At 31.9% G+C, this 15840-nt stretch carries 11 protein-coding genes; all 11 read left to right on the top strand.

Going from position 1 to position 15840, the window contains the following annotated elements; translation table 11 throughout:
* Positions 1–196: 196 nt before the first annotated feature.
* The 11 genes from uvrA (at position 197) to ABGB03_RS08715 (ending at position 15838) form a co-directional block, all read left to right on the top strand.
* Positions 197–3028: an excinuclease ABC subunit UvrA gene (gene uvrA, locus ABGB03_RS08665; protein WP_347921918.1), complete on the top strand. Its 2832-nt coding sequence runs from the start codon at positions 197–199 to the stop codon at positions 3026–3028.
* A gap of 32 nt (positions 3029–3060) precedes the next feature.
* On the top strand, positions 3061–3750 hold the full coding sequence (locus tag ABGB03_RS08670; RefSeq protein ID WP_347921920.1) for a TIGR00730 family Rossman fold protein: 690 nt from the start codon (positions 3061–3063) through the stop codon (positions 3748–3750).
* 25 nt (positions 3751–3775) lie between these two features.
* A complete protein-coding gene (locus ABGB03_RS08675; protein WP_347921922.1) occupies positions 3776–5032 on the top strand; it encodes a hypothetical protein in 1257 nt (418 codons plus the stop codon).
* Between the two features lies 1 nt (position 5033).
* A complete protein-coding gene (locus ABGB03_RS08680) occupies positions 5034–7868 on the top strand; it encodes a metalloprotease (RefSeq protein ID WP_347921925.1) in 2835 nt (944 codons plus the stop codon).
* A 174-nt stretch (positions 7869–8042) separates the two neighbouring features.
* Complete coding sequence (locus ABGB03_RS08685) at positions 8043–10454, top strand: thiamine pyrophosphate-dependent enzyme (protein WP_347921927.1); 2412 nt, start codon at positions 8043–8045, stop codon at positions 10452–10454.
* A gap of 77 nt (positions 10455–10531) precedes the next feature.
* Positions 10532–12133, top strand: coding sequence for a class I SAM-dependent methyltransferase (locus ABGB03_RS08690; protein WP_347921929.1), 1602 nt, complete (start codon positions 10532–10534; stop codon positions 12131–12133).
* A gap of 100 nt (positions 12134–12233) precedes the next feature.
* Complete coding sequence (locus tag ABGB03_RS08695; RefSeq protein ID WP_347921932.1) at positions 12234–12890, top strand: hypothetical protein; 657 nt, start codon at positions 12234–12236, stop codon at positions 12888–12890.
* On the top strand, positions 12877–13935 hold the full coding sequence (locus tag ABGB03_RS08700) for a histidine kinase (RefSeq protein ID WP_347921933.1): 1059 nt from the start codon (positions 12877–12879) through the stop codon (positions 13933–13935). The genes ABGB03_RS08695 and ABGB03_RS08700 overlap by 14 nt, the downstream gene beginning before the upstream one ends.
* The gene (locus tag ABGB03_RS08705) at positions 13925–14608 is read left to right on the top strand and encodes a LytTR family DNA-binding domain-containing protein (RefSeq protein WP_347921936.1); all 684 of its coding nucleotides are present in this window, start codon (positions 13925–13927) and stop codon (positions 14606–14608) included. The genes ABGB03_RS08700 and ABGB03_RS08705 overlap by 11 nt, the downstream gene beginning before the upstream one ends.
* Before the next feature lie 7 nt (positions 14609–14615).
* On the top strand, positions 14616–14993 hold the full coding sequence (locus ABGB03_RS08710; RefSeq protein WP_347921938.1) for a DoxX family protein: 378 nt from the start codon (positions 14616–14618) through the stop codon (positions 14991–14993).
* Positions 14994–15076: 83 nt separating this feature from the next.
* Entirely contained in the window at positions 15077–15838 is a 762-nt protein-coding gene (locus tag ABGB03_RS08715; RefSeq protein ID WP_347921941.1) for a metallophosphoesterase, read from the top strand.
* Positions 15839–15840 lie beyond the last annotated feature (2 nt).

Raw genomic sequence — 15840 nt, forward strand, 5'->3', positions numbered from 1 at the left:
CAATACAAGTATATTATTTTTTTGAAGTTTTAGAAAATAAATAATTGAAGCGTTTTTATATTTACTGTATACGAAAGGCGGTATTTTTTATACTAAAGTCTATACGTATATATACCCTCACTTATCAACAATTTCCTGTTAGTATGTTACTTCCTATTTACCTATAAAATCTGTACCTTTGCAACTTTGCCAATTTATGACCAATTTTAAAGACTATATAGATGTTCAAGGTGCTAGGGTTCATAATCTAAAAAACATAGATGTGACTATCCCTAGAGAAAAACTTGTAGTAATTACAGGCTTATCTGGTAGTGGTAAATCGTCCTTAGCATTCGATACTATTTACGCCGAAGGACAACGACGCTACATTGAAACGTTTTCAGCCTATGCACGACAGTTTTTAGGTGGTTTAGAACGTCCTGATGTCGATAAAATTGATGGACTTTCACCAGTTATTGCCATTGAGCAAAAAACAACTAGCAAATCACCTCGCTCTACTGTTGGTACGATTACCGAGATTTACGATTTTTTACGTCTACTATATGCTCGTGCAAGTGATGCTTACAGCTATAGCACTGGCGAAAAAATGGTAAGCTATAATGACGAGCAAATCCAAGCCTTGATTATAGAGAGTTTTGCAGGCAAACGCATTAATATTTTAGCTCCTGTGATTCGTTCTAGAAAAGGACATTACCGCGAACTATTTGAGCAAATTGCCAAACAAGGTTTTGTAAAGGTACGAACTGATGGAGAAATAAAAGACCTTGTAAAAGGCATGAAGCTGGATCGTTATAAAACGCACGATATAGAAATTGTGATTGACAGACTCAAAATTGATGAGAATGTTGATAACGATAAGCGACTCACTGAAAGCATCAATACTGCCATGTATCATGGTGACAATGTGCTTATGGTAATTGATAACGACACCAACGAAGTTCGCTATTTTAGTAGAAACCTCATGTGTCCTTCATCTGGGATTTCATATCCAAATCCTGAGCCAAATAACTTCTCATTTAACTCTCCAAAAGGGGCTTGTAGCAAGTGTAATGGTATTGGAACCTTATACGAGGTAAATGAAGATAAAATTATTCCAGACCCAACCCTATCTATAAAAAATGGTGGATTAGCACCTCAAGGACCACAAAAAAATTCTTGGATTTTCAAACAATTGGAAGCCATTGCGATGCGTTACGAATTTGATTTAGCAGATCCAATTAATAAAATTCCAAAAGACGCTATGCAAATGATTTTGTTTGGTGGTAACGAAAAATTTACCGTAGATAGCAAAACCTTAGGTGTTGCTCGTAATTACAGTATCGACTTTGAAGGAATAGCCAATTTTATAGAAAGTCAGTATAAAAATGCAGAGTCTACCTCTATTAAACGTTGGGCGAAAGACTATATGGATAAGGTGGTGTGCTCCGATTGTGGAGGCTCTCGTTTAAAGAAAGAATCGTTGTACTTTAAAGTTAATGGTAAAAACATTTCGGAATTAGCCAATTTGGATATTGTTGATTTAGCAGAATGGTTTGAGAATCTAGAAAACCATTTATCGGATAAGCAAAAAGCCATTTCAGAAGAAATAATCAAAGAAATTAGAGCGAGAGTTCAGTTTTTACTAGATGTTGGTCTCGATTATTTAACCATAGATAGAAGCTCAAAATCTCTTTCTGGTGGTGAAGCGCAACGAATTCGATTAGCAACACAAATTGGCTCGCAGCTCGTTGGCGTACTTTATATTTTAGATGAACCAAGTATTGGCTTACACCAACGTGATAATGAAAAACTCATCAATTCGTTAATCTCTCTGAGAGATATTGGCAATTCTGTGATTGTGGTTGAACATGATAAAGACATGATAGAGCGCGCAGATCATGTGATAGATATTGGTCCTTTTGCAGGAAAACATGGAGGTGAAATTATTAGCGAAGGGACTCCTAAAGAGCTATTAACGCACCATACACTTACTGCAGATTATTTAAACGGAACCAAAGAGATAGAAATTCCAAAAAAACGACGCAAGGGCAACGGAAAAACAATGAGTTTAACTGGTTGTACTGGAAATAATTTAAAAAATGTATCGGTAAAATTTCCGTTAGGAAAAATGATAGGTGTTACTGGTGTTTCTGGTAGCGGAAAGTCCACATTAATTAACGAAACGCTCTACCCTATTTTAAACAACTACTATTTTAATGGTGTAAAAACACCAATGCCTTATAGTAAGATTACTGGCTTAAAACATATCGATAAAGTGATTGATATTAATCAGTCGCCAATTGGTCGTACACCACGCAGTAATCCAGCCACTTACACAGGTGTTTTTAGTGAAATACGAAGCTTGTTTGCTAAAATTCCTGAAGCGATGATTCGTGGTTACAAACCTGGTCGTTTTAGCTTTAATGTCGCTGGTGGGCGCTGTGAAACCTGTAAAGGTGGTGGTTTGAGAGTCATTGAAATGAACTTTCTACCAGATGTATATGTAGAGTGCGAAACCTGCCAAGGAAAGCGTTTTAACCGTGAAACGTTGGAGATACGCTACAAAGGAAAATCAATTAGCGATGTGTTGAATATGACTATTGAAGAAGCTGTTCCGTTTTTTGAATTGATTCCGAAAATTCATAGAAAACTAAAAACCATTCAAGATGTTGGTCTTGGCTATATTTCTTTAGGACAACAAAGCACGACACTTTCTGGTGGTGAAGCACAACGTATTAAACTTGCAACCGAATTATCAAAAAAAGATACAGGAAACACCTTTTACATCCTTGATGAGCCGACTACTGGATTGCATTTTGAAGATATTCGAGTATTGATGTTAGTGCTTAATAAGTTAGTAGACAAAGGTAATACTGTGCTAATTATAGAACATAATATGGATGTTATTAAAACAGTTGACCATATTATAGATATTGGCTACGAAGGTGGTAAAGGTGGTGGACAAATTATTGTAGAAGGCACTCCTGAACACGTCGCAAAACACCCAAAGAGCTACACAGCTCAGTTCCTTAAAAAAGAACTAAATTAGCGTTTGGAATAAAATAAAACTGAAAAGAACAGATGAATAAGAATTTACATCCAAAAGGTTGGAATGAAATAAAAACAAACGACTCGTGGGCTATTTTTAAAATCATGGGTGAATTTGTAAATGGGTATGAAAAACTAAGTCGCATAGGGCCATGTATTTCAATATTTGGTTCCGCTAGAACAAAACCTGATAATAAATATTACAAATTAGCGCAAAGTATTGCTCATCAAATTGTAGAAGCTGGTTATGGTGTAATCACTGGTGGTGGTCCTGGTATTATGGAAGCTGGTAACAAAGGTGCACATTTAGGAGGTGGAACATCAGTTGGATTGAATATTGACTTACCGTTCGAACAACACGATAATCCTTATATAGATAGTGACAAGAGCCTTGATTTTGACTACTTCTTTGTACGCAAGGTCATGTTTGTAAAATATTCGCAAGGCTTTGTAGTAATGCCTGGGGGATTTGGTACACTTGATGAATTATTTGAAGCAATAACACTTATTCAAACAAATAAAATCGAAAAATTTCCCATTATTTTAGTTGGAACCGAGTTTTGGAGTGGTATTATGGATTGGGTAAAAGACACCTTGCTTGAACAATTTGGAAATATTAGCGCAACCGATTTAGATTTAATTAATCTAGTAGATACAGAAGCTGAAGTAATTGAGATTTTAGATTCATTCTATAAGAAATATGAGTTGAGTCCAAACTTTTAATAAAACAAATCCCTTCTCCCTAAGAATGGTAAAAAAATATGTAATAGTATTAACTGTAATGCTTATTGGTTTTTTGGGTTTTTCTCAAGAAACTTTTAAAGCTATGTTTTATAATGTATTGAACTTTCCACTTCAAGAGCCTGCTAATAGGATTCAACATTTGGATGCTGTACTAAATGATTACTTACCTGATTTATTTATGATTTGTGAATTAAATACTGAAGCTGGAGCAAATACGATACTACAAACGATGCAGTTTATAAACCCAGATTATGAAAGAGCTGCATTTGTAGAAAACACTTCGGATGATAATTTTGGTGACCAGAACGAATTGCAAAACATGATTTTTTATGATAGTTCTAAGTTTATTCTAGAATCACAAGCAGTTGTTACCACTATTTACCGTGATTTTAATCACTATAAATTAAAATTAAATACTACTGACCAAACTAGTGATCCAGTATATTTAGATGTGTTTGTAACGCATTTAAAATCTTCTAGTGGTACAACTAATAAAAATTTACGCAAACAAATGGTTGATGCTTTTGTAGCATATTTAAGCACAATGCCTAATGATAGTAATATTTTACTCGGTGGAGATTTAAATCTCTACACCTCTTCTGAACCTGCTTTCCAGGAATTACTTGACAATACCAATAATATTACGCTAATCGATCCTGTAAATCGAATTGGAAGTTGGAGTAACAATACAAATTATCTAGATGTATTTACTCAATCAACTAGAACAACCAATGAGCTAGGTGGAGCTAGTGGTGGTTTTGACGATAGGTTCGATTTTATTATGACATCTGAAAACATGGATACAAACCCTGATATTTCTTTTGTTTCTGGATCTTATAAAGCTTATGGAAATAACAATAACATAAATTGTTATAACAATAATATAAATTCCACAAATTGTAGTGGCCCAACATATAGTCAATCTATTAGAGAGGCACTTTATTATTTTAGTGACCATTTGCCAGTAACTTTAACATTAGAAACTAACAAAACCTTATTAAGTACAAAAACAGTTGCATTTAAAAACGGAATAACTATTGAGGGAAGTAATTTAGTAGATGAAGTTGTTAATTTAAAAATACAACCGCAACTAAATATAAACAAGCTTGCTATTTACAATTTTCTGGGACAAAAAATGGAAGAACATCAAGTCAAAGATAGGAATTTAGTTAAGTTAAATGTTTCATACTTGTCCAGTGGTATGTATTATATAACAGCTGACAATAACATTACTGAGCCCTTAAAATTTATCAAACGCTAATTTGAGATACAAAATTCTACATATATTAATTGTTGCTTTAGCCTATTCCAGTGCTTTTAGTCAAGACAAAATTGACATAAAAGCGACGTTTAATATAGAGCTAGATCAAATACAAATTCACCAATTTATTGCTTATAAAAATAAATCTAATGATACTTTAAAGAGTATTTATTTAAATGATTGGAGCAATAGTTATTCTACAAAAAACACACCGCTTGCTAGACGTTTTTCTGAAGAATATGATGGTAAATTTCATTTTGCAGAAAGTGAAGAACGTGGATTTACTGCCATAACATCTGTTATTAATTCAACCAGCACTAATTTAAATTTTGAAAGATTAAAGGAACATCCAGATGTATTGAAAATAGATTTAGAAAGACCTTTGCTACCTAACGAGAGTTATAAAATAACGCTTGAATATATTGTAAAGCTTCCTAAAACAAAGTTTACAGATTATGGTGTCACACCTTTAAAAGATTATAATTTAAAATATTGGTACATAACACCAGCTGTATACAATGGCAATTGGAATTATTACAGTAACAAAAATTTGGATGACCTTTATATTCCGAAAGCAGATATTACACTTCAACTTGAATTCCCAAGAAATTACGTCCTTACTTCGGAATTAGATTTAATAAATGTAATTCAAAATAACACTTCTCAAACTCTTATTTTGCAAGGAGCAAATAGAGTGGATAGCAAATTGTTTTTACAAAAATTACCAGTTTATAAAACGGTGCAGACTGATGATTTTTCAATAATCTCAAACTATCTCGAAAAAGACTTAGAGCCTTCTAAAAAAGCTATAATTACTGATAAAATTACAGCTTACGTTACAAAATATCTTGGGCCTTATCCTCATAAAAAACTCATTGTTTCAAATATAGATACAAAAAAAGACCCTGTTTATGGTTTAAATCAACTTCCAGATTTTATTAGACCATTTCCCAAAAATTTTCAATATGAATTGCAGTTATTAAAAACCACGCTCGGTAATTATTTAGATAACACCTTGCTTATAAATCCACGGAAAGAGCAATGGTTAAAAGATGGATTACAAATCTATTTTCTTATTAAATATATTGAAGAAAATTATCCAGACATGAAACTCGCTGGGAATTTAGCAGACATATGGGGATTGAGGTCTTTTCACGCTGCATCTCTAAAATTTAACGAACAATATAATTTGGTGTATTTACACATGGCTAGAACCAATAGAGATCAAGCTTTAACCAGTTCAAAAGATTCTCTGTTACGTTTCAATAGTGACTTAGCCAATAAATACAAAGCTGGTGTTGGATTAAAATATTTAGATGATTTTATAAACGCTCAAACTTTAGAAAGCACCATAAAAGAATTTTTAAAAAACAACTTATTAGAAAACACGTCAACTAAAGAATTTGAAACATTATTAAAATCTAAAACCGATAAAAATTTAGATTGGTTTTTTAAAGAGTACATTAACACTAATAAAAAAATAGATTTTAAAATAAAATATTTAAAAAAGACAGAGGATTCTATAACACTTACTATAAAAAATAAACGTCATAACAGTATGCCAATTTCTTTGTTTACTTTAAGAAATGACACTGTAACATCAAAAATTTGGGTAGAAAATATTAAGAATAGTAAAACAATTACAATTCCAAGACATGACACCAATAAGCTGGTTTTAAATTATGACAGTTCTATTCCTGAATACAATTTAAGAGATAATTGGAAATCTTTAAACGGTTTTTTAGCAAATAACAAACCTTTACAAGTACGATTATTTAAAGACGTAGAGGACCCATCAAAGACACAATTATTTTTAATGCCTGTTGTAGAATTTAGAAATATTTATGATGGTTTAGTTCTTGGTGGTAAGTTTTATAACAAAACTTTATTGCGTAGAGGATTTAACTACAAGATTTCTCCAAACTATGGAACTAAGTCTAAATCGTTTACATTTTCAGCATCAATAAATTACACACAAAATATTGAAAATAAGGACTTATATGGAATTACTTATGGTTTAACAGGGAAGTATTCTTCGTATGCACCAGATTTATTTGCAAGGGTTATTACACCATATCTAAGGCTTAATTTTAGAGATCATACAGATTATAGATCTAACAAGTTTCAATCACTAAATTTTAGATATTTAGACATTAATAGAGATGAAGACATCAATAATATTACAAATAATACGGATCCAAATTATAGTGTTTTTAACGCAAGATATATCAATACAAATCCTGGGTTAATAAACTATTATAAGTGGTACACCGATTTTCAACTAGCTAAAGATTTTGGGAAATTATCGTTTAACTACGAATACAGAAAACTATTTGAAAGCAATAGACAAATTAATATTCGCTTTTTTGCTGGAGCTTTTTTATATAACAATAATCCAACAGGTTCCGATTATTTTAGCTTCGCTTTAGATCGACCAACCGATTATTTGTTTGATTACAACTATTTAGGGCGCTCGGAATCTTCAGGGATATTTAGTCAGCAAATAATCATAGCCGAAGGTGGCTTCAAATCAAAACTAAATACACCATTCGCAAACAGGTGGATGACAACTTTTAATTTTAGCACTACACTTTGGAAATACATTCAGGCTTACACCGATTTTGGTTTAGCAAAAAACACTTTTAATCCAGTTAAATTTCAATATGACACTGGCTTAAGAATCAATTTAGTTACCGATTATTTTGAAGTCTACTTCCCTATTTACTCAAACCTTGGATGGGAGATTGGTCAACCTAATTATGATCAAAAAATACGATTTCTATTTACTGTAGACCCTAAATCTTTGTTGGGATTATTTCGCAGAAAATGGTATTAGCACCATGATTATTCGTTTGAATAATTCTTAATATAAATTTAAAATATTTCACTTTTTTATGTATTTGCCAGTCATTTTTGCTTTTTATTGTGAATTTGATAAATTATTAACAGTCTATCAGATTGTGTAAAACATAAAAAAAAGCTAAATTTGTAGCATCTTAATTTTTAATAAATGCAAACAAACCCTGATATTACCAAGAATATGTCTTTTAATGATTTTAAGAGTGAAATCATTAATGATTATACAATCGCTGTAACTAGTAGAGAGTGTAGTTTACTTGGTCGTCGTGAGGTTTTAACTGGAAAAGCAAAGTTTGGAATATTTGGCGACGGAAAAGAGATTCCACAACTAGCTTGGGCAAAAGCATTTAGAGATGGTGACTTTAGGTCTGGATACTATAGAGACCAAACATTTATGATGGCTATTGGCCAATTAACCATTCAACAATTTTTCGCTGGCTTATACGCACATACTGAGATTGAGGCAGACCCAATGAGTGCTGGAAGGCAAATGGGTGGCCATTTTGGTACACATAGTTTAGACGAAAACTACAATTGGAAAGACCTCACTAAACAAAAAAATTCTAGCTCAGATATTTCTCCTACAGCAGGTCAAATGCCTAGATTATTAGGATTAGCGCAAGCATCAAAAATATACAGAAATGTAAAAGGCATTGATAGTACAAAGTTTTCGGAAAATGGAAATGAAGTTGCTTGGGGGACTATTGGTAATGCTAGTACAAGTGAAGGTGTTTTTTTTGAAACCATTAATGCTGCTGGAGTATTACAAGTACCTATGGTTATAAGTGTTTGGGATGATGAGTATGGTATTTCTGTTCACGCGAAGCATCAAACTACTAAAGAAAATATATCTGAAATTCTAAAAGGATTTCAACGAGACGAATATGGTAATGGCTATGAAATAATAAGAGTAAAAGGTTGGGATTATGTAGGTTTAGTAAATGCCTATGAAGAAGCTTCAAAAATTGCAAGAGAAGAACATGTACCAGTTTTATTACATGTACAAGAGTTGACGCAGCCTCAAGGACATTCAACTTCTGGATCACATGAACGCTATAAGAGCCCTGGAAGATTAACTTGGGAAAAAGATCATGACTGTATTACTAAAATGCGAGAATGGATGATTAGTAATAGTATTATTACTAATGAAGAAGTAACACAATTAGAAAAAAATATTAAAAAGGAAGTAAGAGATGGTAAAAAAGCTGCTTGGAATGCTTTTATATCTCCCATACTTAATGATAAAATCGAGCTTGTAGAGTTGCTTAATAATATATCACAATCTAGCCATAACAAAGTGTTTATTCAAAAAATAGTAAACGATTTGAATACTATTGATGAACCAACAAGAAGAGATGTGGTTTCGGCTGCTCGTAAAGTATTACGTTACGTCACTTTTGATGATTCTATTGAAAAGGAGAAGTTACAAGCTTGGATAGACAGCTATTTTGTTGCCAATCAACCAAAATATAGCTCTCACCTTTATAGTCAATCTAATCAAAAAGCAACTAACATAAAAGAAATAGTGGCTACTTATGATGCTGATGCTTCTATGGTAGATGGTCGTATAATTATTAGAGATAATTTTGATGCTATTTTCAGTAAATACCCTGAAGCTTTGATTTTTGGAGAAGATTCAGGTAGTATTGGAGATGTAAACCAAGGGCTTGAAGGATTACAAGAAAAGTATGGTGAACTTAGAGTTGCTGATGTTGGTATACGAGAAGCAACTATTGTTGGTCAAGGAATTGGTATGGCGATGAGAGGCTTACGTCCAATTGCCGAAATTCAATATCTAGATTACTTGATGTATGCACTTCAAATAATAAGTGACGATCTTGCAACCTTACATTACAGAACCTTAGGAAAACAAAAGGCTCCGATGATTGTGAGGACGAGAGGACACAGACTTGAAGGTATTTGGCATTCTGGTTCGCAATTAGGTGGTATTTTAAATTTAGTAAGAGGTATTTATGTGCTTGTTCCAAGAAATATGACCAAAGCTGCAGGGTTTTATAATACGATGCTTGAAAGTGATCAACCAGCGCTTATCGTTGAGTGTTTAAATGGCTACAGACTAAAAGAAAAGATGCCTAACAATATAGGTGAATTCAAAACACCCGTTGGCGTTGTTGAAACTGTAAAAGAAGGAGCAGATATTACTTTAGTATCCTATGGGTCTACTTTAAGAATGGTGGAACAAGCTGCTAAAGAGTTATTAGAAGTAGGAATAGATGCCGAAGTTATTGACGTACAATCGTTAATTCCTTTTGATATAACTCACGATATTTCAAAAAGCCTTGAAAAAACTAATCGTTTAATGATTATTGATGAAGATGTTCCTGGAGGAGCTTCAGCCTATATCTTAGATAAAATTATGAATGCCCAAAAAGGCTATCTACATCTCGATAGTCAGCCAAAAACATTGACTGCAAAAGAGCACAGGCCAGCTTATGGAACTGATGGTGATTATTTCTCAAAACCATCTTTAGAAGATATGTTTGAAGCTGTTTACAATGTGATGCATGAGGTAAACCCTGAAGATTATCCAAAATTGCGTTAAATAAGCTCAAAGCAACAATCACAATTATCAAACAGGAGTAATTTCTTTTTCAATATTTAAAGTATATTAGTAGTGATATGCTTTCAAAATACGACAAGGAACAACTTAGAGCAGTAATTTTTCGTCACCTAGATGGAATTGCTACTGCCACTACTGCATATTCATTAAGTAAAAAAGGCGTTCTTACATATTTACTTCAGCAAAAAAAGACTAGTCTATCTGAGTTAACAGAGAAATTCAACACAAATGAAGGTTACCTTAATATAGCACTAAGAATATTATGCTCTCAAGGCTGGTTAGATAAAACTATTAACAACAATACAGATAGTATAACTTATTTTACAAATAGCAATAGTGAAAAAGCTTTTGGGTTAGTAAAATTATACAAAGATGCTGTAAACCTAATCTCCTATTCTATTAAATTTCCAGAAGAGCGAATTGGACCTGACGCTTTTAGTGCTTTAGAAAGAATATTTAATGAGTATAAAACAAATTTTGGATTAGAAACCATTAAAGAAAACTCAATTGAACATCAGGTATTAATGCACATTGAAGGCGTTATAATTGCACCAGTTATTGTAATGTTAGGCGTTAATGGTTTGTTTCATAAATATTTCATGGAAGCTTCATTTAGAGCACAAGAGTATCATAAAAATCCAGAAAGTTTTAAAAAAATATTAGACTTTTTTGCCTATTTAGGATGGTTCAACAAAAAGAAAGACACCTATCAATTTACAGATAAAGGTCTGTTCTTTGCAAAGCGTGCTAGTGCTTATGGAGTAACAGTCTCCTATTTACCTACATTCGCTCAATTGGACCAACTCATATTTGGTAATCCGTTAATATTAAAAGCAAACTCTGCAAGCGAACCCGAAAAACACGTGCATCGCGAGATGAATGTTTGGGGAAGCGGAGGCGCACATTCAACCTATTTTAAAGTGATTGATGCAATTATAATAGAATTATTTAATAAACCTATAGACGAACAACCCAAAGGTATTTTAGATATGGGTTGTGGTAATGGTGCCTTTATACAACATATTTTTGATGTTATTGAACACCAAACGTTAAGAGGCAAATTATTAGAAGAGCATCCTTTGTTATTGGTTGGGGCAGATTTTAATCAAGCAGCATTAAAAGTTACTAGAGCGAATCTTATTAAAGCAGATATTTGGGCAAAAGTAATCTGGGGAGATATTGGACGGCCTGATTTATTAGCAAAAGATCTCAAAGAGGATTATAATATTGATTTAAAAGACCTTTTAAATGTTCGTACATTTTTAGACCATAATCGTATTTGGAAGTCACCAAATAATCCTATACAAAAATCTAGTAATTCATCAGGTGCATATGCTTCTTTAGGAAAACGTCTTCCCAACAATATGGTAGAAGCTTCATTAAAAGAACATCTAGAAAAATGGAAGCCATTTGTAGAAAAGTTTGGCTTATTAATTATTGAACTTCATACAGTACCTCCAGAATTAGCCGCCAAACATTTGGGAAAAACAGCTGCAACAGCCTATGATGCAACACATGGCTACTCTGATCAGTATATATTAGAAATAGAGGTTTTTAATCAGATAGCAAAAGAAGCTGGCTTATTTCCTGATGATCGTTACTATACAAAGTTTCCAAATAACGAGTTAGCTACCGTGAGTATAAACCTCCTAAAAGGATAACAAAACTTGTTTGACATGAGTTAGATTGTGTTTGACGAAATAAGTTGATTTATGTATTACATTAGTATTGCTTTGCCGATACATTTATAAAACAAAACTCATGAAACTTAAAACTGGAATTTTAATTTGTTGTTTAGTATTACTAAACTCGTGTATTGTAAAATCATTACAACCATTCTACACTCCCGAATCAATTGCATATCAAGAATCTTTTACCGGAAAATGGATAGATAAAGGAGAAAGAACTTGGGAAGTTGTCTCTTTTAAAGAAGTGTTTTTAGAAGAAAACAAAGATTTGTCTAAAGTAACAGATGAAGACAAAGTAATTTTTGAAAAATATAAAGCAGGCTACTTTATAACCCTTACAAAAAAAGATAAAGAATCAAGTTTTTTAGCTATGCCTTTTAAAATTGAAAATCAATTATTTATGGATTTCATTCCTTTTGACTACGAAACTATAACCAACGATTTAACTAGTCAACATTTGCTTAACACTCACTCTGTTGCAAAAGTAGATGAAACAGAGAATAACACACTTAAACTTACTTGGCTTGATGAAGGCAGGCTTAAAGATTTATTCGAAAAAGATCAATTAAAATTAAAGCATGAGCTTATTGGCCTTGAAGAGTCTTTTGTTTTAACTGCATCGTCTGAGGAACTATATGGATTTTTAAAAAAGTATCTAAATTCTAATATTGAAAATAAATGGGAATCGTCCGAAAAGTTTATCTTAACAAAAGTAAATGCTCAACCTTAATCCATATCTAAAAAAACTCAATAACCACAGACCATTTTTATTCAATTTGGTACTGTGGTTTTGTGCGTTTGTTATTGTCCTTTTTATTTTTTCTAAAGGACAAAAACCTATTAAAGTTGATTACATCTATACAATTTGTTTTATTACTTCAGTAGCTATTCCAGTAGTAGTTAATCTTTATCTATTTATTCCTAAGCTATTAAAGAAAGAAAAGTACATAGGCTACTTAATAGTGTTTGCCCTTAACTTAATTGTATTTACACAATTACACTTGCATTTGTTTCAACCTATTATAGATCAGCTTTTTCCAAATTATTTTTTTATTTCGTACCATTCAAATACTAATCTCGTAGTCATTTTTAGTATATTTTTAGTTGGCACTACACTTATTAAATTATCAGAAGATTGGTTTTACTTTAATGAAAATGAAAACAAGCTATTAAAGCTTCAAAATAAACAGATACAGTTACAGCTAATATCGTTGCGTTCGCAAATCAATCCTCATTTTTTATTTAACTCACTCAATGTGATTTATGCATTGACTATTGAAAAAAAAGATGGTGTAAAAGATGCTATTGTTCAGTTGTCGGATATTTTAAGATATGTGATTTATGATTCCGACACGGAAAAAGTAACGCTTAAAGACGAAATAACGCTTTTAAAAAATTACATAGCTTTTCAAAAACATCGTGTACATGGCTTTACAAATATCAATACAGATATTGAAGTTGAAAACGAAGTATTTACAATTTATCCTATGTTGTTGCTACCTTTATTTGAAAACAGTTTTAAACACGGAATTAAAGGTGATTTAAGTGATACTTTTATAAATATAAACATCAATCAAAAAGGAAATGATTTTACATTCCGTATAGAAAATAACCTTTTTAAAGAATCTATAGAAAATCAAGAGCCATCTGGTGTTGGATTAGAAAATATTAAAAAGAATTTGGAAATTGTGTATCCAGAATCGCATAGCCTAGAGATAACCAAAACAAAAAATACCTTTGCAGTAACCTTAGCTATTTTAAACCATGACTATTAATTGCATTATTATAGATGATGAGCCTTCATCACAAACCGTTCTAAAAAGCTTCATAGCAGATGTTCCTTTTTTAAAGCTTGTCACTACTTGTAACAATGCTATTGAAGCTAATACTCTTTTAAGTAATACTACCTCAATAGATCTTTTGTTTCTTGACATTAACATGCCTAAAATTTCTGGCTTAAGTTTCTATAAATCTTTACAACATCCACCTGATGTAATTTTCACAACTGCTTATTCACAATATGCTATTGAAGGATTTGAGGTTAATGCTATAGACTATTTACTAAAACCTTTTTCTTTTGAACGCTTTTTAACTGCAGTAAACAAAGTAGTCGAAAAACGCACAAATAGCATAAAAAATGATGTTGAAGAATTTTTAATTTTTAAATCTAATAAAGTACTGCATAAAGTTGCTCCAGACGACATTTTGTATGTAGAAGCTTTTGGTGATTATGTAAAAATACATCAAGTAGAAAACTATATATTAACAAATAGTACATTTACAAATATTTTAAAACAGTTACCTAAACAATTTGTACGCTGTCATAAATCGTTTGCGATTAATTTAAAAAAAATGAATAGCTTAGCAGGAAATGTAATTACTATTGGAGACAAAACTGTTCCAATTGGTCAAACTTATAAATCGGACTTTTTAAAGTCATTAAACTAACTAAACCATGTTAAAAAAGAATTTTACCGACTTAGCCTTAGCTATTTTACGTATTGGAGCATCTGCTTTAATGCTTACCCATGGAATCCCAAAAGTTAAAAATTTATTTGCAGATACTATTGAGTTTCCAGATCCATTAGGTGTAGGAGCTCCTACTTCGCTTACATTAGCCATTATTGGGGAAGTCATTGCACCAATTTTTATAATAATTGGTTTAAGAACCAAACTTGCAACACTATTTCCAATTGGGGTAATGCTAGTAGCGTTCTTTTTTGTGCATCTAAATGACCCAATAGAAAGGCAAGAAAAAGCATTACTTTACTTAGTAGTATTTATTACAATATTTTTTGCAGGTCCTGGAAAGTATTCGTTTGACAGGAAATAAACACTGAAAATATTTCCATTTAATTTAGTAAATGGCTAACATAACAAGAAGAAAATTTATTAAGAGAGGCATTTTAGCCTCAATTGGATTGTTTTTTTTTAGATTCGCTTTGGTTTGAAAAATATGTTGTTGACTGGAATTATTTCGATATTTCAAAATCGAATGAAAACAAAATAAAGATCATTCAAATTTCTGATCTACATTTTAACCAACTGAGATATTTTCACAAATCGATAGCAAAAAAAATAAATTTAATAAAACCTGACTTAGTATTTATTACCGGCGATTCTGTTGATAAAACAGAAAATATAGCACCATTTAATGATTTTCTTAAATTGATAGACAAATCCATCAAAAAATATGCTATCACTGGTAATTGGGAATATTGGGGAAATGTAAATCTAATCGAGCTTGAAAAAGTTTATTCAAGCAATAATTGTGAATTACTAATAAATGAAAATAGAACTATCTCAATTAGAAATCGCGAAATATCAATAATTGGAATTGACGATTTAGTTGGTGGAAATTCTGATTTTGAGAAAGCAGTCAAAAACTTAAAACAAAGCAACACAAATATTGTCTTATCCCATTGTCCTGAGTATAGAGATATAATTGCTAAACAAAAAGGAAGTTTAAATATTGACTTAGTCCTTTCTGGTCATACACACGGAGGACAAATTACTTTTTTAGGAGTTGTCCCATTCAAACCACAAGGAAGTGGAGAATACTTAAAAGGCTGGTATAAAGAATCTGAACCGAAAATGTATATATCAAAAGGTATTGGAACAAGTATTCTACCTATCAGATTTGGAGCAAGAGCAGAAATGGTCGAAATGGAAATATAAAA

Source organism: Pontimicrobium sp. SW4 (assembly GCF_039954625.1).
Classification (GTDB): Bacteria; Bacteroidota; Bacteroidia; order Flavobacteriales; family Flavobacteriaceae; genus Pontimicrobium.